Below are 25,108 nucleotides of genomic sequence, written 5' to 3'. Positions count from 1 at the left end.
CCGACATCACCGACACAACCGCTATGACTCAAACCCCGCTCGACCCCGCCACGCTCGCTGCCGATTACTGGAGCACCTCGATCATCGATATTCACCCGGGCTCGATCCAGGTGCGCGGCTATCCGATTCAGGAGCTGATCGGGCAGATCAGTTTTCCGCAGATGATCTGGCTGATGCTGCGCGGCGATTTGCCGAGCGCGGGTGAGGCACGTCTGCTGGAAGCAGCGCTGGTGGCCTCCGTCGATCATGGTCCGCATGCGCCTTCCATTGCGATTTCGCGTATGGCGGTGAGTTGCGGATTGCCGCTGAACGGTGCCATGGCCTCGGCGCTGAATACCCTCGACGATGTGCACGGCGGTGCAGGGCAACAGGCCGTCGAGCTCTTCCATGCGATCGAACGTGCGCAGGCCGACGGCGCAACGCTGGAAGCAGCGGTTCAGACATGCATTGACCACTTCATTGCGGAGCACGGCAAATATCTGCCGGGTTTCGGGCACCGCTTCCACCCTGTCGATCCGCGCGCGGGCCGCCTGCTTGGCATGGTCGACGAAGCCGCCGCCGAAGGTGTCGTGTCCGGACGATACGCCGCCATCGGGCGTGCTATCGAGGCCTTGCTCAAGCAGCGCAAAGCGAAGCCAATTCCGATGAATATCGATGGCGCCACCGCCGTCATTTACGCCGAGCTTGGCTTCGCCCCAGAACTGGCGCGCGGCGTCTTTTGCCTGTCACGCGCGGTCGGCATTCTGTCTCATGCGTGGGAGCAGCGCGGCCGCGGCGAGCGCAACAAGGGACCGATGCCGCGCCAGATGGCCTATCGCTATACCGGGCCCGCAACACGCCATCTCGAGCAGGAAGAGGAGGGGCAATGAACTGGTCTCCCGTGCCGCCCATCGTCGGAACCGCGATCCTGACGGCCATGCCGCAACCGATGCGCCGCCACGACGTGACGGAGTGGTCGCGCGCCAACAAGGGCGGGGCAGTGGTGGATTCGTTTATCGAAGGGCCATGCTTTGACCCGCATGGCAATCTGTATCTCGTCGATATTCCGCACGGGCGGATCCTGCGGATTTCGCCGGAGTTCGAATGGAGCGTGGTGGCCGAATACGATGGCGAGCCTAATGGTCTGGCGTGGCATCCCGATGGCCGACTGCTGATCGCAGACTACAAGAACGGTATCCTCGCATTCGATCCGGAGAGCGGCGCGGTCAGCCCGGTCATCGCACGGCGCAACAGCGAGCGTTTCAAAGGACCGAACGATCTGATCGTCGCGAGCAATGGCGATATCTACTTTACCGATCAGGGCCAGACGGGCTTGCATGACCCCACGGGGCGCGTCTACCGGCTGCGTCCCGATGGACGGCTCGACTGTCTGATTACGAATGGCCCGAGCCCGAATGGACTGGTGCTAAGTCCCGACGAAAAAGTGCTGTTTGTGGCGATGACGCGTGACAACTCGGTGTGGCGCCTGCCGCTGCTCGATGACGGCAGCACCAGCAAGGTGGGGCGCTTTGCTCAGTTCTATGGCGTCAGCGGCCCCGACGGCCTGACGATGGACCGCGACGGCAATCTGTTTGTCGCGCATGCATCGCTTGGCGCGGTGTTCGTGCTGAATTCGCATGGCGAGGGGATCGCCAAGATCGAATCATGCGCGGGCCGTACGATCACCAATGTCACGTTTGGCGGACCGCATCACAGCTCTGTATTTATCACGGATTCGAGTACCGGGTCGGTCTTGACGGCGCAGTGGAATACACCCGGCCGCGGCGGGTAAGATAGCGTTCTGTCACGCATAACGCCGGCCAATCCGGCGTTTCTCAACGCTGCTCCCCAGCGCTTTTCACCGCTCGCCCCACACACTCCCTATGGCTGCCTCAAGATCTTCCAGCGCTTCCGGTCCCTCCACCGCGGACGCCGACGCTGCCGCGGGTCCTTCGCACGCACCCGACGGCGTCGCCGCGCTCGATCGCGCCTTCGCCATCCTGTTCGCATTTCGCCCTGACGATAAAGGCGTCTCCCTCGCCGAACTTGCCGCTCGCACGGGCCTCTACAAAAGCACGATCCTGCGGTTGATCGCGTCGCTTGCGCATCACCGGATGCTGCTGCGCTCGGACGACGGTCTCTACTACGTCGGTCCGGCAACGCTGCAACTGGGCGCGCTGTATCAGCGCAGTCTGCAACTAGGGGATGTGGTGTTGCCGTTGATGCGCCGCCTGCGCGACGCCAGCGGCGAAAGCGTATCGTTCTACGTGCGGCAGAAAGATCTGCGCGTGTGTTTGCATCGCGTCGATTCGACCCACGCGATCCGCGATCACGTGCGCGAGGGCGACGTCCTGCCAATGGACAGAGGCTCAGGCGGACGCGTACTAAGCGCGTTCGACGGCGGTCATGGAGAACTGTTCGAGCGAATCCGCCGCGACGGCTATTACCTGTCGGTGGGAGAGCGGGATGCCGATACGGCGGGGGTTTCGACGCCGGTGTTTTCGGCGGCACGGCCGCTTGCCGGCGTGTTCACGCTGGCAGGGCCACGTTCGCGGGTCGATGAGGCGCTGATGTTGCGCATGCGTCAGCCGATGCTGGACGCGGCAATCGAGGCCAGCGAGCAGCTCGGCGGCGATGCGACTCCACTGCGCGCCGCTCTGGCATTACTCAAGCCGGAGTAGGCGCGCGAGAAGTTTCGCTAGCGGGTGGAGGCAATCAACAGGCCATCAACACGATGGCTCTTCAACACCAGCCCGCAAGGCGGCAGCAAACGCGCCGCCATTTCAACTACGATTAGCGACGACGGAACTGCGTATTGCGGGCGCCGCCGCCACCGGAGGCGCGTTCGTCCTTGTGACGGAAATTGATCCGTCCTTTGGTCAGGTCGTAGACCGACAGTTCGAGCGTCACGCGGTCGCCCGCGAGAATACGGATGTGATTCTTGCGCATGCGTCCGGACGCATAAGCGCCAACCACGACGCCGTTGTCGAGCGTCACGCGGTAACGGCTATCCGGAAGTACTTCGTCGACGATACCGTCAAGTTCAAGCAGTTCTTCTTTCGCCATGCATTACTCCTGGTCGATGGGGTAAGGGTGCCTTGCTCAACGGCAAAGCTTGTAATGAGGTAGGACGGGTGCCGTCACGGCGCACCCGCAGAGGATGGAGCGGCGCGGCGCGCGAGGCGCACCTTGCGTAGATGGGGGCAGTTTTGCGATTGCCAATCAAAGATCGGCCACCGACTGGCCGTCTACACGGCCGTCGATCAACTGTTCAGCGTGCGCCATGCAAGCGATGCGGGCCTTGCCCGTGCCTTCGAACGGCCACAGATACGGCAGGCGGAACACCCGGCCGTCGGCTGCCGGATTGGCGCCAACGCGGCAGATGCGCACCGAGGCTTCGTAGCCTGCGTCCGGATTGCGACTGGTCGTGCCGTCAGCGGGACGGCGCGGATACACGAGCGGATGAATTTCGTAGCCCTTGTAGGTCTTTACAACTTGATTCATGAAGTACTTGTCCTGTAATACGTGGCTGCCGTGTCAGGCGTGTTACGCCCGGCACAACAGGCCCGGCAGCGCAGCACCTTGGGGCGCGCCGCCATGGAAAAAGAGTGGCACAGGCCCGATGGCAGGGGGCTTGAGCGCAGCCGCGCAAAATCGCGGATTGGATGGAGAAGAAACACGCTAATGTCGCGTGGACATCAGGCGCATGAAAACTGCACAACTCGCGACGGCGAATGCATGTTACGCATTGCCGGAGTGACGGGATCGCCGACAGGCGGCGGTCGAACAGTCGGGGGTACTGCGGAGATGCCGATTGGTGCTGCCGATGCTGCAGGTGCCGAATACAGCTATTCCAATATGATGCACTAAATGGGCCAGCTTGGATAGCAAAACCTGCCGCGCGAGCAACGGCGGGCCTGAAAACGGCACGGCAGACGCTCTCGCGGACCCCGTTGCGAGCGGCGAGAGGATGCCTGGACGGACGGCAAGGGAGGGCGCCAGCGCTTCCGGCCGGCGACTCTTTATGATGATCGTGTCAGCGGGTGGTTTCCGCGACGCGTTTCTTCAGTTCACGTGAGGCGGCGAGCGGAATGCGGGCGTCATCCCAAACGGCTAGCCACTCGACTTCCTTCGACGTGAATACCTGCCCGTAATTGCGCAGCGTGTATTGCAGCGAATCAATGATGTGATTGCGGATGATTTCCGGCGTGCCTTCATCGTCAAGCACGGCGCGAAACGCTTCTAGCGTGGCCATCTGTTGCTCCGTGGAATAGGGATTACCCATAGGTGTTTCCCTTATCGCACGAAAAAATTCTGCCCGCCACGCGAACAAAAATGCATCTGTGTCTGCGGACCCCACAGCCCCAGGTCGGCAAACCGCCAATGGTACGATCTTGGCGCGTCCAGCTCCCGTCATTTTCGAGCGGGTCGAATACGAAGCCGGCAGTGCGCCGCGCTTCGCTCCAGTCAATTGATCCGGTACGCCGCTTCGAGTCAGGCAAGCCGGATGTCATAAGGAAATCTGCATGCGCCTGCTGCTTGCCATCATCCTGCCGTGGTTTCAGTTCTTTACGATTGGCCGGCCGTTCGCCGGGATCATCTGCCTGATTTTGCAGATCACATTGATTGGCTGGATTCCAGCGGCGATCTGGTCGGTGTATGCGCTGAGCCAGTACAAGGCCGACCAGAAAATCGAACGCGCGCTAGGTTCGCGCAGGTGAGACAGTTGCGACGGAACCCGGGTGTCCTTTAATGCATGGAACACGGGTTTCGTCGGCTGGGCGGGGGCTCGGGCGGGAAGGCACGCCGTTTGCTTGGTGAGGCTACCCGAAGCACATAACGAGAATCACCATGCGCCCTGACCACACCGCTGCCGACTACGCCTCGCCCCGCCCGGTACTACCGCTCGCACCGCCCGAGGCAAACCCTGAGGCTTCCCGTTCACAACGGCATGGCGGCTCGCTGGCTCGCGTCACGTTCTGCTTCGCGTGGCTGTTCGGACTTGAAGCATTTCTGGCGGGCGGCGTGCCCGAGTCAACTGGCCTCGACATCGACGGCCATCGTTAAGCCCAGCGCTTGAAAAAATCGCCAGCCACGCGCGCAGCTTTTACATTGGCCGGCTTACCTTGAGGGTTTCAAGCGAGCGGCGGCGCCATTCGCCGGGGGTGAAATGGCCAGTGAGCGGATTGATACGACGCGCGAACCCGATCAGCGCCCATATGGCTAGCGGCGACAAGATAAAAAATGCGAGCAGCATGATGCGTTCACGGTGATGGAGTGCCGTGAGTGTAGTCCGTTGCCTGCTTGAGAAAATCAGCTGAAATGACAACACACTGTTCATTCAACGCGAATGAACGGGCGCGGCCGGTTTCCACCTGGAACGCCGTCGCCGGACAGCGCATCCATTCCCCAATGCGGCGGCGAAATTTTCGGTAAAGAGACTATTTTTTTCTGCGACGGAATATCGGCGCGCAAACGTTAAAGTGAGGTCGAAAATAATCTGGATGCGATTTCATGAACGCCAATGTTGGATTGACGAGCGCCAAATTACCGCCGGTTATCTGGATGACGGGACTGCCAGGTGCGGGTAAGACCACGATAGCGCAGGCACTGAACACAGCATTGCTGGAGCAGGGCACAAAAGTCGTGGTGCTCGACGGCGATACGCTTAGAGAGGGCCTGTGTTCGGATCTGGGATTTTCAGATCTTGACCGCCTCGAGAATGTTCGCCGCATTGCTCATGTCGCCAGACTGTTTCAGCAGATGGGTCACGTGGTGCTGGTCGCCACCATTTCGCCGCTCGCCGCTCAGCGTGAGTTGGCCCGGGGGATTATCGGCGCTGGCTTTCTGGAAACTTTCATTTCGGCGTCCGCCGAGCTTTGCTCGCAGCGCGATCCGAAGGGCATGTACGCGCAGGCGCGACTCGGCAAGATTGCACAATTCACCGGCGTCTCGTCCGCTTATGAGGTCCCGGCCAACCCGGATCTCGTGATCGAGACGTCGCGTTGCCGGGTCGAGAGCGCGGTGGCCACCATTATTTTGCGTCTGGGCAAGCGTGTGCGAACGGAGAGCGTGAAGGGCGCGGGACATCAAAGCCGCTAGATTATCTCCACGGCGTCCGGTACCTCGATCACCACATCCGATTGTGCCACCGCTACGCAGGGCAGGATAAACCCGTCGGCCTTCTCTTCGCGGCTCAATCCCGGCCATTCGACGATGTACGAGACCGCGCCGCTGACCAGCCGGCACATACACGTCCTGCATGTGCCATTGCGGCACGAGCGCGGCAAACGCAGATTGGCGAAGCCGGCGGCTTCGAGCACGGTCAGCGAGTCTGGCGCTTCGAACGTGCGGCCGAGTGGCTCGACCCGCACCGAGAACGGGGGCTTGGTTTCGGACATTGCTTCAGACAGCAACCATCGTGCGTGGAATTGGAGTCAGCCCGTCACGATACCTCAGACTCGCCTGTCCGACTGCGAATACCGGTGAAGTTGCGTCTCTACTTGCGCTGCCCCGGTGTCCCCATTGATGGGTTCGGCGCGCGGCGCAGATACCGGTAGACCGTATTGCGCGCGAGGCCGAGTTCGCGTGCCGCAGCGGAGACGTTGCCGCCGTGGCGCGAGAGGGTTTGCGCGATCAGGGTAGCCTGCCACTCTTCCATCCGCGCCGGCGAGGCTGGCGAAGCGGACGTGCGCTGGGGCGCGGCGGCTACGTTTGCGTTGTGCGTCGTCGTCGTTGCGGACACTGCTTCTGTCGCAATCTCCCGCGCCCTTGCGACGTCCGACGCATCGTCGCAGTCCTGCAGGAAATCTTCCGGCAGATGTTCGATCTCGATCTGCGCTGCACCTTCAGCCATGATCGCGGCCGTACGCAGGACGTTCGCCAGTTGCCGCAGATTGCCAGGCCAACGGCACCGTCTGAAACACGCGAGCACGTCATCCGAGACGCGCACCGGCATCCGTTCGCCCTCGCACTGCGCGGCGAGGATGTGCGACACGAGCGCCGGCATATCCGTGCGTTCGCTGAGTTCAGGCAAGCTCACGACCAGCCCGTTGATCCGGTAGTAAAGGTCTTCACGGAAGGTGCCGTCTTCGATCATCGAGCGCACATTGCGGTGGGTTGCGCAGACGATCCGCAAGTCGACCGGAATCGCCCGCGTGCTGCCGAGCGGCGTCACCGTGCGCTCCTGCAGCACACGCATCAGCCGCACCTGTTGCGCGAGCGGCATATCGCCGATCTCGTCGAGAAACAGCGTGCCGCCATCGGCCTGCACGATCTTGCCGACGCGGCCGCGTTTTTTTGCGCCAGTAAATGCGCCGTCTTCGTAGCCGAACAGCTCGGCCTCGATCAGCGTGTCGGGCAGGGACGCGCAATTGACGGCGATAAACGGCGCCGTGCTGCGCGGCGAATCGTGATGGATCGCGCGGGCCAGCCATTCCTTGCCGGTGCCCGTTTTGCCGAGCACGAGGATCGGAATATCGCGGCCGCGGACTTTCTCGACACGGCGCAGGATCGCCGCCATCCGCGTGTCGCCGGTATCGAGCGTGGCGAGCGTCGCCGGCGTTACCGCACGGGCTGTCGGACGAATCACCGTGGCCACGCCCGATTGCCCGCCAACGCCGCCGGCCTGCACGAACTGACGCGGCGCAGCAAATTCACCGCGCGCGATTACGCGCACACCGCTCGGCAGCATCAGCGTCGTGCATTCGCCAGGCGCGCAGAGCGTCTGTTGCAGCAGGGCCGCAAATGCGCTGCCGAACAGCGTTTCGAACGATTGCCGTTGCAGCGCCGCAAGCGGCTCGCCTAATTGAAACAGGGCGCTGCGATTGGCCGACAGAAACGTGCCGTCAGGCGCAAATGCCGCGAGCCCTTCGTACAGTGTGCCGATAAATTCGGCGCGCGCATGAAAATGGATCCGCACGGCATCGGCAAACTGATTAGCAAACAGATGGTTTTCGATCATCTGCGCGGACATCCGCACGAGCGCCAAGGTGTGCTTATGAAAACCGCGCGTGTCGCCGCTCACATCCAGCGCGCCGATGATGCGGCCATACGGATCGGCAATCGGCGCACACGAGCAGGTCAGGATGCGGTTCGCGTGAAGAAAGTGTTCGTCGGCATGAACGACCGCCGGTTGACGCTCGACCAGCGCAGTGCCGATCGCGTTGGTGCCGCGGTCCGCTTCGGCCCACGACACGCCTGGACATAGCGCGACCCGGTTGGCCTTTTCGATAAAGTCGCTGTCGCCGAGACTATGCAAGATCACGCCGTGATCGTCGGTGAGCAGCACCATGCTCTGGGTGTCGACGATCTGTGCGTGCAGCGTCTCCATCACCGGCAGCGCGTGCGCATACAGCGAGTGATTGCGCTCGACGAGCTGGCGCAGGGCCGTTTGGCGCAATGGATGGAAATCAGGCGTTTCCGAAGCGCGCAGTCCCACCTCGAGCGAACGTGCATGGGACTGCGCAATCAGATCCAGATGGCCAGCCAGGGCGTGGCCAGGGGCAGGCGCCATAGGGGGCGCGCAAGGGCGATGGGTCACTGCTCGTCTCCGGTTGGAATTCGACACAGCGGGTACATTGCCCGTCCGTTGCCATCCCGCAGCGCAGCATGCCGCGCCGTCGAAGTTTCATCTTACAGGATCGGGCGTATACCCCGCACGCCACACGCTGCGGGCTATTCCGTACTTGATTTCGCCCGCAGAGGTGCAATGATTTGAACTATGGGACGCGTTCGCGCCGTGCCCCATTGAGGCCTTGCCCGCCTCGCTAGCGCCAGTTTGGGAGTACGCCATGGTGCACACGGAACACACGGAAGTAGGGGTTGTCCTTGCACTGCTTGCGACGTTTATCGCAGTCATAGGCATAGCGGTCGTGATCCACGGAATGTTGTTCGACGAGAACGGGGTGACCCTCTCGGGGGCCGCAACGGTGGCACTGGGCGTTATCGCCTCTGCCGCTTTCCTGAATCTCTGGCCGCGAGATCACTCGTAGACAGCTCGGTGACAGCCTGCGAGGCTGTCCGACGCAAGCAGGTCGACGACGGATGCGTAAGTACACCCGCTGGCGGGCGCGGCTGTGTCCGCAGCGCGCGCAGTGTGAGTAGTGTGGCCCCGGGCAGCGTTTGACCTGCACCAGAATTGGGCCACCTCGAAGGAAAACTTGCGGCGCGCCGGAACTCGTCTACAGTAATGAAATCACCCGCAGCGAGCGTGCTTGCGCGCGTTTCTGCGGTTGGTGTAGCCCGCGCCTCGAGCACTGAGGGAGGCACTTAAAAACAGGCGTGCGCGGCCTCGAGTGATCCACCCTGTCAAACCAAGGCGAATCCCATGCAGATCATTTTCCCGAACGAAACCCCTGAGTATTCGGGGCGCGAACTTACCCTGGCGTTCCCGGCAATGATTGATGGGGAAAGGGTGGAGTGCATGATCACCGCCGAGGCACTTGAGGACCACTACGGCGCAGCATCGCCGCGTCTGGAAGATATGGTCGGCGCTTTCGCCGAGCATCGGGCGCGTATTGAAGCTGCAACGCGCCGTCTGCTGTCGGAAACGCGTGCGCAATGCCTGGTTTTGCGCAGCGGCTATGTGCGCTTCTACGAAGCGAACTGGCGCAACTGACGCTACCTCTGGGCACTACTCAGTAAGGCTAATCAAGCAAAGCCTGGCGCTGCCAGGCTTGAGCGGCAGCGCCTGCCTGCTCGCCCGCCGCCCAACCGATGCTCAGTCGGCGCCCAGATAGAAATAGCGGAACAGAAAGATCGCCGCGATGATCCACACCACCAGCTTGACCTGGCGCGCCTTGCCCGTCAGCAGCTTCAGTCCCGCGTACGAGATAAAGCCGAACGCCACACCGTTGGCAATCGAATAAGTGAACGGCATAAGCAGCGCCGTGAGCGCGGCGGGCACCACTTCGGTGGCGTCGTCCCATGGCAGGTCGACCATTTCACGCAGCATCAGGCACGACACATACAGCAGGGCCGGTGCGGTCGCATAGCCGGGCACCACGCCCGCGAGCGGCGCAAAGAACAGTGCAAGCAGAAACAGCACCGCGACGGTGATCGCCGTGACGCCGGTGCGCCCGCCCGCCTGCACGCCCGATGCGCTTTCGATGTAAGCCGTGGTCGACGAAGTGCCCAGCAAGGAGCCCGCGAGAATGGCGGTGCTATCGGCGAGTAGCGCCTTGTTCAGACGATGCATCTTGCCTTCGACCAGCAGGCCCGCGCGGTTGGCGACGCCCATCAGCGTGCCGGTTGCATCGAACAGTTCGACGAGAAAGAACACCATGATGACGTTGAGCACACCACCTGAGAGGGCCGCGCGAATGTCGAGGTGAAACAGCGTCGCATCGATCGACGGCGGTGCTGAAAGGATGCCGTGAAACTGGTTACCGCCAAAGAAAAAGCTCAGCACGGTCACGCCGACGATACCAATCAGAATCGCGCCGCGTACCCGCAGATAATCGAGCGTGACGATGGCAAAAAAGCCGATCACCGCGAGAATCACATGCGGGTCATGCAGATTGCCGAGCGTGACCAGCGTAGCCGGATTGCCGACCACCACACCGGCTGACTTCAGCGAAATAATCGCGAGAAAGAGACCGATACCCGCAGTGATGGCGATGCGGATCGAATGGGGAATCCCATTGACGATCACCTCGCGCACGCGGAACAGCGTGACGATCATAAACAGGCACCCGGAGATAAACACCGCGCCGAGCGCAGCCTGCCATGTGAAGCCCATGCCTTTGACGACCGTATAGGCGAAATACGCGTTCAGGCCCATGCCTGGGGCACACGCAATCGGATAGTTCGCGTACAGACCCATGATCAGCGAGCCGAGCGCCGCAACCAGGCAGGTCGCGACGAACACGGCATCTTTGGGAATGCCTGCGTCGCCGAGAATCGCCGGGTTGACGAAGATGATGTACGCCATCGTCAGGAAGGTGGTCAGGCCTGCGAGCAGTTCGGTACGCAGATTGGTGCCAGCTTCGTCGAAGCCGAAGTATCGTTTTACGGAGTCCATTAGGCGGGTCTCGGATCGTGATGAAGTTACTTGTTGTGGTGATCGGCAGGCGCCGCCGCTTCACACGGCGGCGGACGCTCGCAAAGCGCTACGGGCGGATTGTAGTCACGATTGACGCTGATGTACCGGATCGGCATGGCTGGCGTGGAGCCGATGCAACAGTCCCGGATGCCGGGCCGCTTGTGTGTTATCGAAGGGGCGAGATGATACCGTGCCGGCGCCCGGACGGTGCGGCGCGACACCAGGCAAGGCGCGGCAAGTGCGCTTGCCGCAGCAGACACGTTTACTGCACGCAGCCAGCCGGAATACCCGCCATTGCATGCCGCTGTGCGACGATCCGTCCGGCCTGCTGCGCGTTGTAGGGATAGTTGATCCAATCCTGCGGATCGTAGCCCGCCGCACGCCACTGGATGTAATCCGCTTTCACTTCGGCGCGGGTTTTGGGCGCATACGGGTTGCATGAACCCTGCGATGTCTGCGCAAATGCGGTGCTTGCGCAGCATGCCGCCAGCAGTGCGCCGAGGGTGATGCGAGAGAGGGTTTTCATCACAAGCTCCTTTGGAGCGATCAGTACAAACCCTGGACTCAGGGTGCGGTTTGCCTGATTCGACACTTAAGCTGCCGACGACGGCTTGCCCATCCTGTCCAGCACGGCACTCAGCAAATCGATCGGCAGCGGAAACACGATGGTCGAGTTCTTGTCCGCAGCGATCGTCGTGAGCGTCTGCAGATAGCGCAGTTGCATCGCCTGCGGCTGCTGCGCCAGCGTCTGGGCCGCCTCCAGCAGATGCTGCGAGGCCTGCAACTCGCCTTCAGCATGAATCACCTTCGCGCGCCGCTCGCGTTCGGCTTCGGCCTGGCGGGCGATCGCGCGGATCATCGTTTCGTTAATATCCACATGCTTGATTTCGACGATCGCCACCTTGATGCCCCAGGCATCGGTCTGTGCGTCGAGCACCTTCTGGATATCCGCGTTGAGTTGCTCGCGATCGGCAAGCAGGTCGTCAAGTTCGTGCTTGCCGAGCACTGCGCGCAACGTGGTCTGCGACAACTGGCTGGTCGCCTCGAAGTATTTCGCCACCTGAATCACAGCGCGTTCCGGATCGACGACGCGGAAATACACCACCGCGTTGACCTTCACCGAGACGTTGTCGCGCGTAATCACGTCCTGTGGCGGCACGTCGAACACGACGGTGCGCAGATCCATGCGCACCACCTGCTGGACGATCGGGATGATCAGCACGAGCCCCGGTCCCTTGACTTTCCAGAAGCGGCCGAGCATGAAGACCACACCGCGTTCGTACTCGCGAAAAATACGTATCGACGAGGCAATCAGCACGGCCACCAGCACGATCAGAATGCTGCTGAAGCCGAATGTGAAACCAATCATGAGGGGTCCCCTTCTCCATGTTGTGATCCTTCCGGCACCACGGTCAGCGTGAGGCCGCGCCGCGCCGTTACACGCACCGCATGGCCGGCCGCAAGCGGCGCCGCGCTACACACCTGCCAGCGCTCGCCATGCACGCGCGCCCAACCCACGCCTGCATCCCCGCCTCCGTGCGGCACAAGCCCTTCCTCGAGCACCACGCCGAGGCTGCCAATCAGCGCTTCCGAACCGGTCACGACCGGCCGTCGGCGCGCGCGCAGCGCCACGCTCGATACCGTGAATACAAACAGCGCACTGAATGCGGTGACGGCCGCGATCACCGGCAAGGGAATGCCGTAGCCCGGCACATCGGTATCGATCAGCATCAGCGCGCCGACCACGAACGCGACAATGCCGCCAAAGCCCAGCGCGCCGAAGGTCGGCAGAAACGCTTCCGCGACCAGGAAGGCGAGGCCCAGCAAGATCAGGCACAGTCCCACGTAATTGATGGGCATCATCTGCATGGCGAACAGGCCGAGTAAGAGGCTGATCGCGCCTACCACGCCGGGCAGCACGAAGCCCGGATTGGCGAATTCGAAAAAGAGGCCGTACATGCCGATCATCAGCAGAATCAATGCCACGTTCGGGTCTGTGATAACCGCGAGGAAATGGCTGCGCCAGTCGGGTTCCAGCGTGATGATTGGAGCGTTGGCCGTATGCAGCGGCTGGTTGCCTGAAACGGTGTTGACCATGCGGCCGTCGAGTTTGCGCAGCAGATCGGGGACGTCGCGCGCGGTGAGGTCGATCACGTGCTGGGCCTGCGCTTCGTTAGCCGACAGGCTCACGGCTTCGCGCACGGCATGCTCGGCCCAATCGGCATTGCGGCCACGCAGTTGCGCGAGGCCGCGAATATAGGCGGCGGCATCGTGGACCTGCTTGCGCATTTCGGTCGATTGCGAGTCGAGTGGCAGCGCGGCAGGAGCGCTTGAGGCTGCCGCGGCGCCTGATGACCCGGATGTTCCTGATACGGACGTTGGTGCACCAGCGCTTCCCTGGCCGCCTGGGTTCATCGCCGGCAAGCCGGGTGCGCTTTGTCCCGCTGGCTCCGCGCCGCCCAGACCGACCTGCACCGGCGTCGCCGCGCCGAGATTGGTGCCGGGCGCCATTGCCGCGACGTGGCTTGCGTAGACGATATACGTGCCCGCGCTCGCGGCCCTCGCACCGCTCGGCGCCACGAATGCGGCGACGGGCACAGGCGAAGCCAGAATGGCCTTGATGATCTGCCGCATCGAGGTATCGAGACCGCCGGGCGTATCGAGCTGCAGCACCGCGAGCGACGTCTGTTGCTGCGCCGCGCGTTGCAGACTGCGCACGATAAAGTCGGCGCTCGCGGGTCCGATAGCGCCGCTGACGGGGATCACGATGACGCCGCCGGGCGCCGGCGCAGCCTCTATGCCAAGGGGAAGGGTGCTGGCGAACGCCAGCAGGAGGCCTAGCGCGGCGACGCCGCGTAGAAACCGGACCGCTAGACCACCGGGGATACGCCGGGGGTGCGGGCCGGATTGCCGGAACGGGAGAAACGGGTACGTTCTCATCGCGGACGGCCAGAGCGCCGTATCGGACCCGACCGTCCCAGATGAGACGTGGCGAGTGTGATCGAGCGGCGCCGGCCGAAAAAAGGGCCTGCTGCTTACAGCTTAGTCCGATTCCGCGGGATGCGTGAGATCGGCCCGCTCGAGCCGGTAATCGGTCGGCCGCATGCCGGTCCATTTGCGAAACGCGCGATGGAATGCGCTTGGCTCGGCGAAACCCACGCGTGTAGCGATTTGCGCGATGCTACGCCGAGTGTCCTGCAGTTCGGCGATGGCAATATCGCGCCGCAGGTCGTCCTTGATGGATTGGTAGGTATAGCCCTCCTGCTTCAGATGCCGCCGCATGGTTGCTTCCGCAACATGCAGACGGAGTGCCATCTGATCGGCGGCGGGCCAGCCGGCCGCCGGCAGCGCACGCAGCACCTTGCGGACCCGCGCGGCCAGCGAGCCTGGATTGCGATACTTGACGACAAAGTTGCCCGGCGCATCGCGCAGAAACGGCTTGAGCGACTGCGCGGTCTGAACCACGGGCAGTTCGAGAAACGCCGGCGCCAGGTCGACGTACGACGCGTCCTCGCCGAACTGCATGTCTTCGCAGAACATCAGCCGGTATTCCTGCGCGGCAGGCGGCTCGGCGCAGCGAAAGCGCGCCGCCAGCAGCGGAATGCGCCGTCCGACCAGCCAGCACACCAGTCCGTAGACCAGGATGAAATACGTTGCGTAGGCGAACATGGTCGGCTGCGGAGTGCCGTCCCGATGGTTGAACGTAATCCGCACGCGGCCGGGGTCTGTGCTGAGTTGTGCGCTCAGATCGTCGAGCACCAGGCGCATGAAACTGAGCGCCCTTGCCAGGGCCTGGCCGCCGGTGCGTGCCGTCAAGGTTGCCTGCGTCATGGCGATAAAGCTGCCGCGACGCATGGGATGCGGGTCTTGGCCGAAAAACTCGTCGTCGAGCGCGTTTGCAATGGCGACCCACAGCGCGCCGTATTGCGCTGAAGAAACCCGGCTTTTCGGCGCGGCCAGCATCTGCGGCGCAATGCCGGCGGCTTCGACGAGCGGCTTCACATCGAGACCGCGCGCCCGCGCGAGCGCCAGCGTTTCTTCGACGAGGCTCAGCGAGATCGTCCCTTTATCGTTTTTCGGCGTCATTGAATCGGAATGGGTTGCATGGCATGGGCCTCAAGCTCGGTGGGCGGCCAAGGGTGGGGCACAACCGGCCCAGGCTGGCAAACGCGCTCAAGATTGCGCGTGCCGGAGAACAGCGACCCCGTCAATTTACGTGCAGAAACGTTGCCGGATCACGCGGGCATGGCAAATGCGCTCACGCAGAATGATCGGGCAGAGCATCGAAGCTGTCCAGCGGCTTGCTACACTTGTTCAATCTGGACGGAGACACAGGCGTAAGCCATGGACCATTTCTACACCGATGAACAGCGGATGATCCGCGACGCGGCTCGCGACTTCGCGGTCGATTGCCTCGTGCCGCATGCGGCGCAATGGGACCGCGAGGCAAAACTGCCCGATCAGGTCGTCACGCAGATGGGCGAGCTGGGTTTTCTCGGCATGATCGTGCCGTCCGAATGGGGCGGCTCATACACCGACTACATCGCCTATGCACTAGCGCTCGAAGAAATCGCCGCCGGTTGCGCCTCGTGCGCGACGCTGATGAGCGTGCACAACTCGGTCGGCTGCGGCCCGATTCTCAACTTCGGCACCGAGGCGCAGAAAAATGAGTACCTCCAGGATCTCGCTACCGGACGCCGGATCGGCGCGTTCTGCCTGACCGAGCCGCAGGCCGGCTCGGAAGCCCATAACCTGCGCACGCGTGCCGAGTTGCGCGACGGTAAATGGATAATCAACGGCAGCAAGCAGTTTGTGACCAACGGCGCGCGGGCGAACATCGCCATCGTGTTTGCCGTGACCGATCCCGAACTGGGCAAGCGAGGCATCTCGGCTTTTATCGTGCCCACCGATACCCCCGGTTTCAACGTGGGCCGCCCCGAGCACAAGCTCGGCATCCGCGCCTCGGATACCTGCCCGATCTCGTTCGAGGACTGTGCCATCCCCGAGGCGAATCTGCTCGGCCAGCGCGGCGAAGGGCTGCGCATCGCCTTGTCGAATCTCGAAGGCGGACGCATCGGCATCGCGGCGCAGGCACTGGGCATCGCCCGCGCAGCCTTCGATGCGGCGCGTCTCTATGCTCGCGAGCGGATCCAGTTCGGCAAGCCGCTGACGGAACACCAGTCCGTTGCCAATATGCTGGCCGATATGCTCACGCGCCTGAACGCGGCCCGGCTGCTGGTGCATCACGCGGCGCGGCTGCGCAGCGCGGGCAAGCCGTGCCTGTCCGAGGCATCGCAGGCGAAGCTGTATGCGTCCGAGATGGCCGAGGAGGTCTGTTCGCACGCGATCCAGATTCATGGCGGCTATGGCTACCTGGAGGACTACGCGGTGGAGCGTCACTATCGCGATGCCCGCATCACGCAGATCTACGAAGGGACGAGCGAAGTACAAAGAATGGTGATCGCGCGACACGTTTGAGTGCAGAATGAAACGCCAATAGAACGCACATGCGCCGGACGCTACGGCAGCATCTGCACGAGACGGGAGCTAGCCCTGAAGCGCTGACCCCCTTCGACAAAGGAGACGACGATGACCGAGCGAACCATTCCGATTTCGACGAAGGCCTTCCTCGATGCGCGCGATCTCCTGTTGCGCCATCGCACGGACTACGAGCGCGCGTATAGCGAGTTTGCCTGGCCGGTGCTCGATCAGTTCAACTGGGCGCTCGACTATTTCGATGTGATTTCGCAAGGCAACGACAACCCGGCCTTGTGGATCGTCGACGATCCCAGTGGCCCGGGTACGAAGTTCTCGTATGCGCAGATGTCCGAACGCTCGGCGCGGATGGCGAATTTTCTGCGCGGTATCGGCGTAGGACGTGGCGACCGCCTGCTGCTGATGCTGCCGAATCGCGTTGAACTCTGGGACGTGATGCTGGCGGCGATGAAGCTCGGCGCGATCGTGTTGCCCGCAACCACCCAGCTTTCCGCCGACGACGTGCGCGACCGCATCCAGATCGGCGAGGCGAAATTCGTCGTGGTGGACAGCGCGGAACTGGCGAAATTCGATGGCCTCGATATCCCGCTGACGCGTCTGTCGGTCGGCGCGCCGCGTGACGGCTGGATCGATCTTTCCGCCGCTTACGATTCCGCCGCGCAGTTCACGCCCGGTGGTCCGACGCGCGCCACCGATCCGCTGCTGCTGTACTTCACGTCAGGCACCACGTCGAAGCCCAAACTCGTGGAGCATACGCATCAAAGCTACCCGGTCGGACACCTGTCGACGATGTACTGGATCGGCCTGCAACCGGGCGATATCCACTGGAACATCAGTTCGCCCGGCTGGGCCAAGCACGCGTGGAGCTGCTTCTACGCACCGTGGAATGCGCAGGCCTGCGTGTTTGTCTTCAACTACGCGCGCTTCGTGCCGAAGGAAACGCTCGATGTGCTGGTGCGCTGCAACGTCACGACGCTGTGCGCGCCGCCGACCGTCTGGCGCATGCTCGTGCAGGAGCCGCTGGCCGACTATCCGGTCAGGCTGCGCGAGATCGTCGGCGCGGGCGAGCCGTTGAATCCGGAGGTGATCGAGCGTGTGCGGCATGCATGGAACGTGACGATCCGCGATGGCTTTGGCCAGACCGAGACGACCTGCCAGATCGGCAATTCACCCGGCCAGCCAGTGGTGCCGGGCTCGATGGGCCGGCCGCTGCCGGGCTACCGCATCGAACTCGTCGATGCCGACGATCATCCCGTCAGCGAAGGCGAAATTGCCTTGCCGCTCGCGCAGCGCCCGCTTGGCCTGATGACGGGCTACGCGAACAGCGCGAATGCAACCGTGCAGGCGATGCGCAACGGCTATTACCACACCTCCGACGTGGCGCTGCGGCGCGACGATGGCTATTACGTGTACGTGGGCCGCGCCGATGACGTGTTCAAGTCGTCCGACTATCGGCTCAGTCCGTTCGAACTGGAGAGCGTGCTGATCGAGCACGAGGCGATTGCCGAAGCGGCCGTGGTGCCGAGTGCCGACCCCGTGCGCCTGTCCGTGCCGAAAGCGTTTGTCACGGTTCGTCATGGCTATGAAGCCGGCCCCGAACTCGCGCGCAGCGTGTTCCAGTTTTCGCGCGAAAAACTGTCCCCGTACAAACGGATTCGCCGTCTGCAGTTCAGCGAGCTACCCAAGACCATCTCCGGCAAGATCCGCCGCGTTGAACTGCGGCGCCGCGAACTGGAACGGACCGCCGAACCCGCGCGTCTGCCTGGGGAGTACTGGGAAGAGGACTTCGCGGATCTGTCGGGCGGGAATAGTAAATAGATCGAAGCCGTTGCAGCGCAATGCTGCACTGTCTACCTCTTTTTCAAACGCTATGAGCCGTCCGCCCGGTTACGCGCAGCGGCGATAGCACAGCATTTCCAGCCGGAGACGCATGATGATCGAACTCGACTACGCAAACGACGGCGCCGTCGCCCTGCTCACGCTCAAACGCCCGCCCGCGAACGCTTTCACCCCGGACGGACTCCTGCAACTGCAACACACGGTCGAACGCCTGAACGGCGAGGCTCGTGTGCGCGCGATTGTCATCACCGGTGACGGCCCGAAATTCTTCAGCGCGGGCGCAGATCTGAACACCTTCGCGGATGGCAATCGCGATGTCGCACGTACCGCCGCTGCGCGCTTCGGCGCCGCCTTCGAGACGCTGCAAAACGCACGCGCCGTGGTGATTGCCGCGATCAACGGCTACGCGATGGGCGGCGGCCTCGAATGCGCGCTGTCCTGCGATATCCGGATTGCCGAGCAGCACGCGCAGCTCGCGTTGCCGGAAACGGCAGTGGGCTTGCTGCCTTGCGGATGCGGCACGCAGACGCTGCCGTGGCTGGTCGGCGAAGGCTGGGCGAAGCGGATGATTTTGACGGGCGAGCGCATCGATGCCGCGACGGCATTGCGGATCGGCCTCGTCGAAGAAGTGGTGGAGAAGGGCGCCGCACGCGAGGCCGCTTTAGCAATGGCGGCACGTGTGACGGCGCTCAGTCCGCAGGCGGTCTCTTTCAGCAAGACCCTGATCCATCAGGGCCGTCAAGGTGTGCCGCGTTCGGCGGCGCTCGCGGTTGAACGCGAGCGCTTCGTCGATCTCTTCGATGGGCCGGATCAACGCGAAGGCGTCAACGCGTTTCTCGAGAAGCGGCCGCCGCAATGGCATGTAGCATAGGTTGGGTCAAACCTCGCTCAACGGTTCCGCAACGAACTCAGCGGCGGCAGGCGGTGCGTTATCGGCCGCTGCCTTGACCCGGTTGACCCACAACACAGCCGCGATCGTGATGCCCGCCGCCACCCAGCCCACCGTGCCATAACCGGCAATCTGTCCGCTCGCGGTATTGGTCAGCATCAAGCCGCCGAGCCATGCACCGCAGCCCATCCCCAGCGCCTGCAAAGCGCTGTTCGCACTGAGAAATGCACCCCGGCGGGTAGGCTCGGGAACCGTCGTGAGCAGGGCCTGCATGGGGATCATCCGTCCTGACATCGACACCATAAAGAACGGGAAAAACAGCACCATCGCCACGAACGGAAGATTGGGCAGGTGGGTCACGAACAGCACCGGCAGCAACGACACCAGAGCGGCAATGCGGAACACCCGATGCTTGCCGTAGCGGTCAGCAAGGCGCCCAATCGCACGCGACGTAAAGAACGTCGCGAAACCTCCGCCCATATACATCCACGACAGATTTGCGGGCGCCACGGCGTGATTGAGCACCAGCATCGGCGAGATAAACGGAATCACCAGCATATGCGACACCATGATCATGAAGGTGAGCGCAAACGCATTCAGATGCCGCGGATTGGTGAGCAGGCGTCCGAGGTCGGGCAAGACCTGGTTCAACGGCGGTGGCCGGCGGCTCAGATGCTGGGCGAGCGAAGGCACGATCTGCATGCCGACAAACCAGATCACCACGGAGAGCACCACCAGCAGCAGGAACGGTGCCGCCCAGTTGAAGTGCGCCCCGAGCATGACGCCGGCCGGCACGCCGGCAATCGCGGCCAGCGAGAGCGAGGTCATGATGATGCCGGTGGCCGCACCACGGCGCTGCACCGGAACCACGTCGCCGACGATCGCCATGACCACCGAGCCCAGCACACCGCCCGTAATACCGGCAAATGCGCGCGCCGCGAGCAGCAACGGAAAGCTGCTGGCGAGCGCACAGCCCAGGTTGGACACCGCGAACAGTGCGTACACCGTCAACAGCAGCTTGCGCCGGTCGAAGCGGTCGATATAGGTGGCGGCGAACAGCCCCGACAGTCCCGAACACCACGAGTAAGCCGACACTGCCGTCGCGAAGGCCGCTGGTGTAATGCCGAAGGTATGCATGATCTGCGGACCCAGCGGCATCATGACCATGAAGTCCATGATGACAGTGAACTGCGTCAGCGCGAGCAGCCAGAGTAGACGCCGTTCGTGCTTTGTGCTGATGGAATACATCGGCAAGATCCTTGAAAAGGGTAAAGCCAGCCGTGGGGCTGGCGATGATGTTGGCGAGTTTGCGCGGGCTCAGTCGTCGAGGTTTTCGTGCACCGCTACGGCGCCCTGTTTCCAGTAGCTCGCCGCACGGATGCGCGATTTGTCGACGCCGCGCTCAGTGCACAGGTGATACCGCACCGCGCGCATCGTGGCGGATTCGCCGGCAGCCCAGACATAGCCTTCGCCATCCGGCAGATACGTTTCACGGACCGCTTGCAGCAATGCGTCGCCGCGATACGGTGAGTCGCTGCGGTAGCGCCACACCGCATGCAGTTCGGCCTGCGTATCGAATTCGATGCGCGCCGACGGATCGGCGACTTCGAGGACCGCCGCCACGCGGGTGCCGGCAGGCAGCTCCTGCAGACGTCGGGCGATGGCCGGCAGGGCGGTCTCGTCGCCGATCAGCAGATGCCAGTCGAAAGCGGTGGGAATGACCAGTGAGCCGCGCGGACCACCGATGCCCAGATATTGCCCGACCTTTGCCTGCGCTGCCCAGCTCGCGGCCGGCCCGGCTTCGTGCATCGCGAATTCAATATCCAGCTCGCGCGCGGCGCGGTCATAGCGGCGTGGCGTGAAATCGCGCGCCACGGGTCGCGGCTGATCTTCCGGGAACACCGGGCCGTTCGGGCCTGCCTCTGGCAGCACCGGTTTGTCGGCGCCCGGCGCCGGGAAGAAGACCTTGATGTGATCGTCGAACGAAGCCGATTCGAAGTCGTGCAGATCGTCACCGGCGAGGGTGACGCGAATCAGATGAGGCGTCAGCGGATGAACCCGCGTGACTTGCAGCAAACGGAATTTCAGCGGATGACGTACGCGGGTAACCGCGAGATCGGACCTGGTCAGCATAAATGTTCTCTCCGGTGATGTCGGGTAGCGCGCGGGATTCTGGCCACCTGGGCTCAGATATCTCCCGCGCCGGCGTCGGTGCCGGTGTTCGTGCCTGCGTCCGGCTTGCCTTCGATTTCAGCCGTGGCGCGCGCGAGGATCGCGGCGATGCGGCGTTGTTCGTCGGCCGGTACGTTGTCGCGGCGGAACAGCGCATGCTTGAGGGCACGGCGGGCTTCGATCAGCTCGGGCAGCCAACCGCCTTCGCTCGGATCCAGCGGCTCTTCGCCAGCGAAGGCGCGCCGCACGGAATCCATCTTGCGGGCAATATGGTTCAGCTTGGCGAGCATCATCTCTGCCCGTTCGCGGTTGTCAGCGAGGTGCTGGCGGCCGGCGTCGGCCAGTTCGTAGCGCTTGCGGTTGCCTTCGAGCTGGACGGTCACGAAGCCGATTTCTTCGAGGTAGGTCAGCGCGGGGTAGACCATACCGGGACTCGGACTATAGAAACCGTTCGAGCGTGTTTCGAGCGCCTTGATGAGTTCGTAGCCGTGGCTCGGCTGGGCGTCCAGCAGGGCCAGCAGCAACAGTTGCAGATCGTCCGAGCTGAATTTGCGGCCGCGCGGGAAACCGTCTCCGTCGCCGCCGAAACCCCCAGGGCCGCCGGGACCGCCAAAGCGGCCGCTACGGTCACCGCCGCGTTCGCCGCGATGGTGCTGATGGCGGCCGATGGCGTGCCACAGGGCGTGCAGCGCAAAGCGCTCGGGAAAGGCTCCGCGGGCGGCGAAGAAGTCTTCGAAACCACGGGGTGAGCGGGCGTGGCCGCGGCCTTCGCGCTCGCCACGGCCTTCGTGGCGTTCGCGGCCGCCCTCGCGGTATTGCTCGCGGCTGAGGGCATGCCACAGCGCATGCAGCGAGAAACGGTCGGTGGAATACATGCCGTCGATGTCGTGATGACGGCGGGAATGATGTGAATGACGCATCTGCGTTCTCCGGGTGTGTCTTAAGATGTGTCTTAAGATATATATCTAAAGATACTCTGTCAAAGAGAAAATACGGGGATGGATCAGTTTTTTGTTTGGTGTGTGGAGGGCGGGGGCGCCGCGGTCGAAGTGCTGAGGCGTTATGCGCAGCACAAAATTGAGGTGTTGCCTGGTGCGGGGGTTGGGAGACAGTGGAGGCGCAGGCTATCGCGTCCGATCCTGGAGTAGCATTCGAGTTGCGAAATACGGCGCTCGCAGATTCAGAAGCGGCAGGCGGCGTAGCCGATGCAGGAACGGAACGGGTGGAGGATCTGTCGAGATGAAAAAAATCGTTTTGCTGTTGAAGGTGGTCAAGAACGATCTTCGGGTGCTCTGGTATGCGCTGAGGCACCCGGACCGTCCGGTATGGCTGATGCCCGCATTCGCTCTTGTGGCGTTGTACGCGATCGATCCTTTCAATTTTGCTGTTCCATTCGTCGGGATTGTGGACGACGGTGTGCTGGTCCCGATGGCATTGCATTTGATGGTCCGCTTTCTACCAACCGAATTGCAACGTCTACGTCGTCGATGAGATCCCACGCGGATAACTGGATCGTCGAGAGCATGGATGTGCCGGCGCTAAAGAAATTACATGGACCACAAGACATTGCTCGCAGCATACAAAGATGCGTTAGCGACTCACCGCTGGGAGGCAGTCGCACCGTTGATTCACGAAGACGCGTGTTTCATTTTCAGTGAAGGGACTTACTTCGGAAAGGCGGAAATCGAAGGTGCCATCAGAGCGACCTTCGATCTCATACAGGGCGAGCGCTACGTTATTAAGGATCTCGTTTGGACTTATGTCCACGACGACAGCGCTGCCTGCACATATGGCTTCGAGTGGAGTGGACTGATCGAGGGCCAGCCAGCCTCGGGAACGGGCCGAGGCACTACGGTCGTCGTACGTGTCGGAGATGGGTGGCAAATCATTCAGGAGCACCTTGGACCGTCTGCAACCCGGCCGTCTCACGATGTCTGACCAAAGCGGCAGTCAATCTGCATTGCGTCAAGTTGCAGTGTCGAGGCTTCTCTTCGGCGCAACGATTGCGATGTTTCTCTCGGGGCTCGGCACATCGGCGGCCGCACCACAGATCGTTCTGTTTCTGGTGAAGGAACTCGGCGCCTCGCTGCCGCTGGCGGGACTTTATTACATGACCAGCCTTGCGGCGCCAGTCACGGGGTATCTCGTCGGCCGTTATTCCGATCGAACCGGGAATCGCCTCGGTCTTTTTCGCCTGTGTGCTGTGGCGGGCTTTCTGGGCTGGGCGGGGTTAGCCCTCTCCACTTCGGTCTGGATGCCCTTCGTCATCGCCATTGCTTTGCTGGCCGTTTCCGGTGCTACCGCCTCGCAAATTTTTGCGGCCGTTCACGATGAACTCACTGATAAGCCCGGCGACGAAAATGAGAGTGTCGTTGCCGTCGTCCGTATGGCGCTTACCGGCGGATGGATCGTCGGGCCTGTCCTGGGATCGTGGGTGGCGGCTGCCTACGGCCTGCGCCCCATGCTCTGGATGACCGCCATCTGTACGCTGTTACAGATCGTACCTCTCGGAACGCTGAATCCACCCGTCAAGCTCAAACCGGAGCCGGCGAGTGAGCCCGCGCGGCACTCCAGCCTACGTGCCATGCTTCCACTGCTGACGTTCACAGGACTCTTCGTGTTGGTCTACGCGGGGGAGCCAGTGAAGTACGGATTCCTGCTGATTTACATGGAAGAGCACCTCAAGCTGAGTCCGGCGGTACGGGGCGCGGTCATCGGAATACAGCCGTTCATCGAACTGCTGATCATGCCCTTCAGCATCGGCCTGGGCCGCAAGCTTGGCAACGTGTGGCTGATGTGTATCGCGGCCGCCATGGCGGTGCTTGCCAATTTTTGCTTTGCGCTCTGGCCGTCTGCAGCGGGCATGTTCGCCGGACAGATCCTCATGGGCGGTGTCTGGGGCATATTTATGGTTCTGGGCATCATCGTCGCGCAACGCCTGCTTCCCAGCGCGGTAGCGACGGCGTCGGCAATCTTCATGAGTTCGACGGCTCTCGCCTCGGCGTTAGGAGGCGTCGCGGGCGGTTTCGGAGTGGCATTCCTGGGTATTCCTAATGTCTTCCTGCTGCCAGCGCTCTTCGCCGGCATTGCCGTTATCGGACTGGCATTGATGGCACGCACTGAAAGCTTCAAGGTGTATTGATTTCGACGAGTCTCTTCGCGCGCCTTTCCCTGGTCGGAGAAGCCGCTGAATCTGAAAGGCAACATGAAACGACTGTTCCTCACCGCGCTCGCAGCCGCCTCCTTCGCGACTTGTGTTCATGCGCAAAGCAACGCGTCCGGCCCACTTGTTACACCCTCAGGCGAACTGCAATTTGAGCGCGTCGATCGCGGTTTCGTGGCAACCGTCGACAACGGCATTTTCGATCGCTTCGGCGCGAATACGCTCACGCATTTCGATGACATCGGCGGCGCAAATGACGCCGTCGCGCGAATGCTTGTGCAGACCGATTCCGGGCCGGTGCTGTACGACTTTCGCCACCATCCGCCACTGGTGGAGCGCCTGACCATGCGCATGATGGTTAAGCGCGTTTTCTGGCAAGGCGACGAAGTCGTGATGCAAGGCCCACAAGGCTGGTTTCGATTCAAGCAAGGAGTGCTGACGAAGCTGCAGTCTTCGACGACGACGTACCACTGATCACGCACACAGATCGAATCACCCGTTCGCGAGAAGTTGAAGGTCCGCTGTA

Annotated in this window: 29 protein-coding genes; 15 read left to right on the top strand and 14 right to left on the bottom strand. The window is 62.5% G+C overall.

The genetic code is table 11. From position 1 onward, the window contains the following. The first annotated feature begins 23 nt into the window (after positions 1 to 23). The 3 genes from BUS06_RS34515 (at position 24) to BUS06_RS34505 (ending at position 2,660) form a co-directional block, all read left to right on the top strand. Positions 24 to 869, top strand: a complete 846-nt coding sequence (locus BUS06_RS34515) for a citryl-CoA lyase (RefSeq protein ID WP_074268739.1) — start codon at positions 24 to 26, stop codon at positions 867 to 869. Then, complete coding sequence (locus BUS06_RS34510) at positions 866 to 1,771, top strand: SMP-30/gluconolactonase/LRE family protein (protein ID WP_074268738.1); 906 nt, start codon at positions 866 to 868, stop codon at positions 1,769 to 1,771. Before BUS06_RS34515 ends, BUS06_RS34510 begins: the two co-directional genes overlap by 4 nt. A 91-nt stretch (positions 1,772 to 1,862) precedes the next feature. Beyond that, the gene (locus tag BUS06_RS34505; protein WP_074268737.1) at positions 1,863 to 2,660 is read left to right on the top strand and encodes an IclR family transcriptional regulator; all 798 of its coding nucleotides are present in this window, start codon (positions 1,863 to 1,865) and stop codon (positions 2,658 to 2,660) included. Positions 2,661 to 2,772: 112 nt separating this feature from the next. Here BUS06_RS34505 and infA read toward each other — a convergent pair whose 3' ends face one another. The 3 genes from infA to BUS06_RS34485 all read right to left on the bottom strand — a co-directional run bounded on the left by infA (position 2,773) and on the right by BUS06_RS34485 (position 4,234). Beyond that, on the bottom strand, positions 2,773 to 3,045 hold the full coding sequence (gene infA / locus BUS06_RS34500; protein WP_042325066.1) for a translation initiation factor IF-1: 273 nt from the start codon (positions 3,043 to 3,045) through the stop codon (positions 2,773 to 2,775). A 156-nt stretch (positions 3,046 to 3,201) separates the two neighbouring features. Continuing rightward, entirely contained in the window at positions 3,202 to 3,483 is a 282-nt protein-coding gene (locus tag BUS06_RS34495; protein ID WP_074268736.1) for a hypothetical protein, read from the bottom strand. A gap of 532 nt (positions 3,484 to 4,015) precedes the next feature. Further along, a complete protein-coding gene (locus BUS06_RS34485; protein WP_074268734.1) occupies positions 4,016 to 4,234 on the bottom strand; it encodes a hypothetical protein in 219 nt (72 codons plus the stop codon). A gap of 271 nt (positions 4,235 to 4,505) precedes the next feature. Here BUS06_RS34485 and BUS06_RS34480 point away from each other — a divergent pair, with 271 nt between their 5' ends. Both BUS06_RS34480 and BUS06_RS34475 read left to right on the top strand, forming a co-directional pair. Then, complete coding sequence (locus BUS06_RS34480) at positions 4,506 to 4,700, top strand: YqaE/Pmp3 family membrane protein (protein ID WP_074268733.1); 195 nt, start codon at positions 4,506 to 4,508, stop codon at positions 4,698 to 4,700. Between the two features lie 130 nt (positions 4,701 to 4,830). After that, on the top strand, positions 4,831 to 5,046 hold the full coding sequence (locus BUS06_RS34475) for a hypothetical protein (RefSeq protein ID WP_074268732.1): 216 nt from the start codon (positions 4,831 to 4,833) through the stop codon (positions 5,044 to 5,046). A 40-nt stretch (positions 5,047 to 5,086) separates the two neighbouring features. Here BUS06_RS34475 and BUS06_RS38005 read toward each other — a convergent pair whose 3' ends face one another. Then, positions 5,087 to 5,236 carry a hypothetical protein gene (locus tag BUS06_RS38005; RefSeq protein WP_167379457.1) on the bottom strand — a complete coding sequence of 50 codons (150 nt, stop codon included), beginning with the start codon at positions 5,234 to 5,236 and terminating at the stop codon, positions 5,087 to 5,089. Between the two features lie 257 nt (positions 5,237 to 5,493). On the opposite strand from BUS06_RS38005, the gene cysC reads away from it, so the two are divergent. Continuing rightward, positions 5,494 to 6,081: an adenylyl-sulfate kinase gene (gene cysC / locus BUS06_RS34465; protein ID WP_074268730.1), complete on the top strand. Its 588-nt coding sequence runs from the start codon at positions 5,494 to 5,496 to the stop codon at positions 6,079 to 6,081. On the opposite strand, the gene BUS06_RS34460 is transcribed toward cysC, so the two are convergent. Both BUS06_RS34460 and BUS06_RS34455 read right to left on the bottom strand, forming a co-directional pair. Next, positions 6,078 to 6,380 carry a 2Fe-2S iron-sulfur cluster-binding protein gene (locus BUS06_RS34460; protein WP_074268729.1) on the bottom strand — a complete coding sequence of 101 codons (303 nt, stop codon included), beginning with the start codon at positions 6,378 to 6,380 and terminating at the stop codon, positions 6,078 to 6,080. The two genes, cysC and BUS06_RS34460, sit on opposite strands and share 4 nt — an antisense overlap. A gap of 98 nt (positions 6,381 to 6,478) precedes the next feature. Further along, positions 6,479 to 8,494 carry a sigma-54-dependent Fis family transcriptional regulator gene (locus BUS06_RS34455; protein WP_074268728.1) on the bottom strand — a complete coding sequence of 672 codons (2,016 nt, stop codon included), beginning with the start codon at positions 8,492 to 8,494 and terminating at the stop codon, positions 6,479 to 6,481. A gap of 277 nt (positions 8,495 to 8,771) precedes the next feature. Here BUS06_RS34455 and BUS06_RS34450 point away from each other — a divergent pair, with 277 nt between their 5' ends. Continuing rightward, a complete protein-coding gene (locus tag BUS06_RS34450; RefSeq protein WP_074268727.1) occupies positions 8,772 to 8,972 on the top strand; it encodes a DUF2964 family protein in 201 nt (66 codons plus the stop codon). A gap of 335 nt (positions 8,973 to 9,307) precedes the next feature. Then, positions 9,308 to 9,598, top strand: coding sequence for a DUF1488 family protein (locus tag BUS06_RS34445; protein ID WP_074268726.1), 291 nt, complete (start codon positions 9,308 to 9,310; stop codon positions 9,596 to 9,598). A 102-nt stretch (positions 9,599 to 9,700) separates the two neighbouring features. Here BUS06_RS34445 and BUS06_RS34440 read toward each other — a convergent pair whose 3' ends face one another. From BUS06_RS34440 to BUS06_RS34420, 5 genes are all read right to left on the bottom strand, one after another. After that, positions 9,701 to 11,002, bottom strand: coding sequence for an NCS2 family permease (locus BUS06_RS34440; protein ID WP_074268725.1), 1,302 nt, complete (start codon positions 11,000 to 11,002; stop codon positions 9,701 to 9,703). A gap of 283 nt (positions 11,003 to 11,285) precedes the next feature. After that, positions 11,286 to 11,549 carry a DUF4148 domain-containing protein gene (locus tag BUS06_RS34435; RefSeq protein WP_074268724.1) on the bottom strand — a complete coding sequence of 88 codons (264 nt, stop codon included), beginning with the start codon at positions 11,547 to 11,549 and terminating at the stop codon, positions 11,286 to 11,288. 66 nt (positions 11,550 to 11,615) lie between these two features. Continuing rightward, positions 11,616 to 12,392, bottom strand: a complete 777-nt coding sequence (locus BUS06_RS34430; protein WP_074268723.1) for a slipin family protein — start codon at positions 12,390 to 12,392, stop codon at positions 11,616 to 11,618. After that, positions 12,389 to 13,963 (bottom strand): NfeD family protein, encoded by a 1,575-nt coding sequence (locus tag BUS06_RS34425; protein WP_074268722.1) that lies wholly within the window; start codon positions 13,961 to 13,963, stop codon positions 12,389 to 12,391. The genes BUS06_RS34430 and BUS06_RS34425 overlap by 4 nt, the downstream gene beginning before the upstream one ends. Before the next feature lie 102 nt (positions 13,964 to 14,065). Then, complete coding sequence (locus tag BUS06_RS34420; RefSeq protein WP_074268721.1) at positions 14,066 to 15,109, bottom strand: AraC family transcriptional regulator; 1,044 nt, start codon at positions 15,107 to 15,109, stop codon at positions 14,066 to 14,068. Positions 15,110 to 15,367: 258 nt separating this feature from the next. Here BUS06_RS34420 and BUS06_RS34415 point away from each other — a divergent pair, with 258 nt between their 5' ends. The 3 genes from BUS06_RS34415 (at position 15,368) to BUS06_RS34405 (ending at position 19,229) form a co-directional block, all read left to right on the top strand. Further along, a complete protein-coding gene (locus BUS06_RS34415) occupies positions 15,368 to 16,501 on the top strand; it encodes an acyl-CoA dehydrogenase (RefSeq protein WP_074268720.1) in 1,134 nt (377 codons plus the stop codon). Between the two features lie 111 nt (positions 16,502 to 16,612). Next, positions 16,613 to 18,337, top strand: coding sequence for an AMP-binding protein (locus BUS06_RS34410; protein WP_074268719.1), 1,725 nt, complete (start codon positions 16,613 to 16,615; stop codon positions 18,335 to 18,337). Between the two features lie 115 nt (positions 18,338 to 18,452). Beyond that, positions 18,453 to 19,229, top strand: coding sequence for an enoyl-CoA hydratase (locus BUS06_RS34405; protein ID WP_074268718.1), 777 nt, complete (start codon positions 18,453 to 18,455; stop codon positions 19,227 to 19,229). 6 nt (positions 19,230 to 19,235) lie between these two features. Here the strand turns inward: BUS06_RS34405 and BUS06_RS34400 are convergent, their stop codons facing one another. From BUS06_RS34400 to BUS06_RS34390, 3 genes are all read right to left on the bottom strand, one after another. Further along, the gene (locus BUS06_RS34400) at positions 19,236 to 20,495 is read right to left on the bottom strand and encodes an MFS transporter (protein WP_074268717.1); all 1,260 of its coding nucleotides are present in this window, start codon (positions 20,493 to 20,495) and stop codon (positions 19,236 to 19,238) included. 69 nt (positions 20,496 to 20,564) lie between these two features. Continuing rightward, on the bottom strand, positions 20,565 to 21,380 hold the full coding sequence (locus tag BUS06_RS34395) for a siderophore-interacting protein (protein WP_074268716.1): 816 nt from the start codon (positions 21,378 to 21,380) through the stop codon (positions 20,565 to 20,567). 53 nt (positions 21,381 to 21,433) lie between these two features. Then, positions 21,434 to 22,339 carry a PadR family transcriptional regulator gene (locus BUS06_RS34390; RefSeq protein ID WP_074268715.1) on the bottom strand — a complete coding sequence of 302 codons (906 nt, stop codon included), beginning with the start codon at positions 22,337 to 22,339 and terminating at the stop codon, positions 21,434 to 21,436. A 319-nt stretch (positions 22,340 to 22,658) separates the two neighbouring features. Between BUS06_RS34390 and BUS06_RS34385 the strand changes: the two genes are divergently transcribed. The 4 genes from BUS06_RS34385 to BUS06_RS34370 all read left to right on the top strand — a co-directional run bounded on the left by BUS06_RS34385 (position 22,659) and on the right by BUS06_RS34370 (position 25,056). Continuing rightward, complete coding sequence (locus tag BUS06_RS34385) at positions 22,659 to 22,910, top strand: YkvA family protein (protein ID WP_074268714.1); 252 nt, start codon at positions 22,659 to 22,661, stop codon at positions 22,908 to 22,910. A gap of 60 nt (positions 22,911 to 22,970) precedes the next feature. Continuing rightward, positions 22,971 to 23,357, top strand: coding sequence for a YybH family protein (locus BUS06_RS34380; protein WP_074268713.1), 387 nt, complete (start codon positions 22,971 to 22,973; stop codon positions 23,355 to 23,357). Beyond that, positions 23,320 to 24,561, top strand: coding sequence for an MFS transporter (locus BUS06_RS34375; RefSeq protein ID WP_217272846.1), 1,242 nt, complete (start codon positions 23,320 to 23,322; stop codon positions 24,559 to 24,561). The genes BUS06_RS34380 and BUS06_RS34375 overlap by 38 nt, the downstream gene beginning before the upstream one ends. A 63-nt stretch (positions 24,562 to 24,624) precedes the next feature. Then, on the top strand, positions 24,625 to 25,056 hold the full coding sequence (locus BUS06_RS34370) for a hypothetical protein (protein WP_074268711.1): 432 nt from the start codon (positions 24,625 to 24,627) through the stop codon (positions 25,054 to 25,056). Positions 25,057 to 25,108: the final 52 nt, after the last annotated feature.

Origin of the sequence: Paraburkholderia phenazinium (assembly GCF_900141745.1) — a bacterium.
In the GTDB taxonomy this organism is placed as follows: Bacteria; Pseudomonadota; Gammaproteobacteria; order Burkholderiales; family Burkholderiaceae; genus Paraburkholderia; species Paraburkholderia phenazinium_B.
This window is presented reverse-complemented; position numbering and strand designations above follow the sequence as displayed.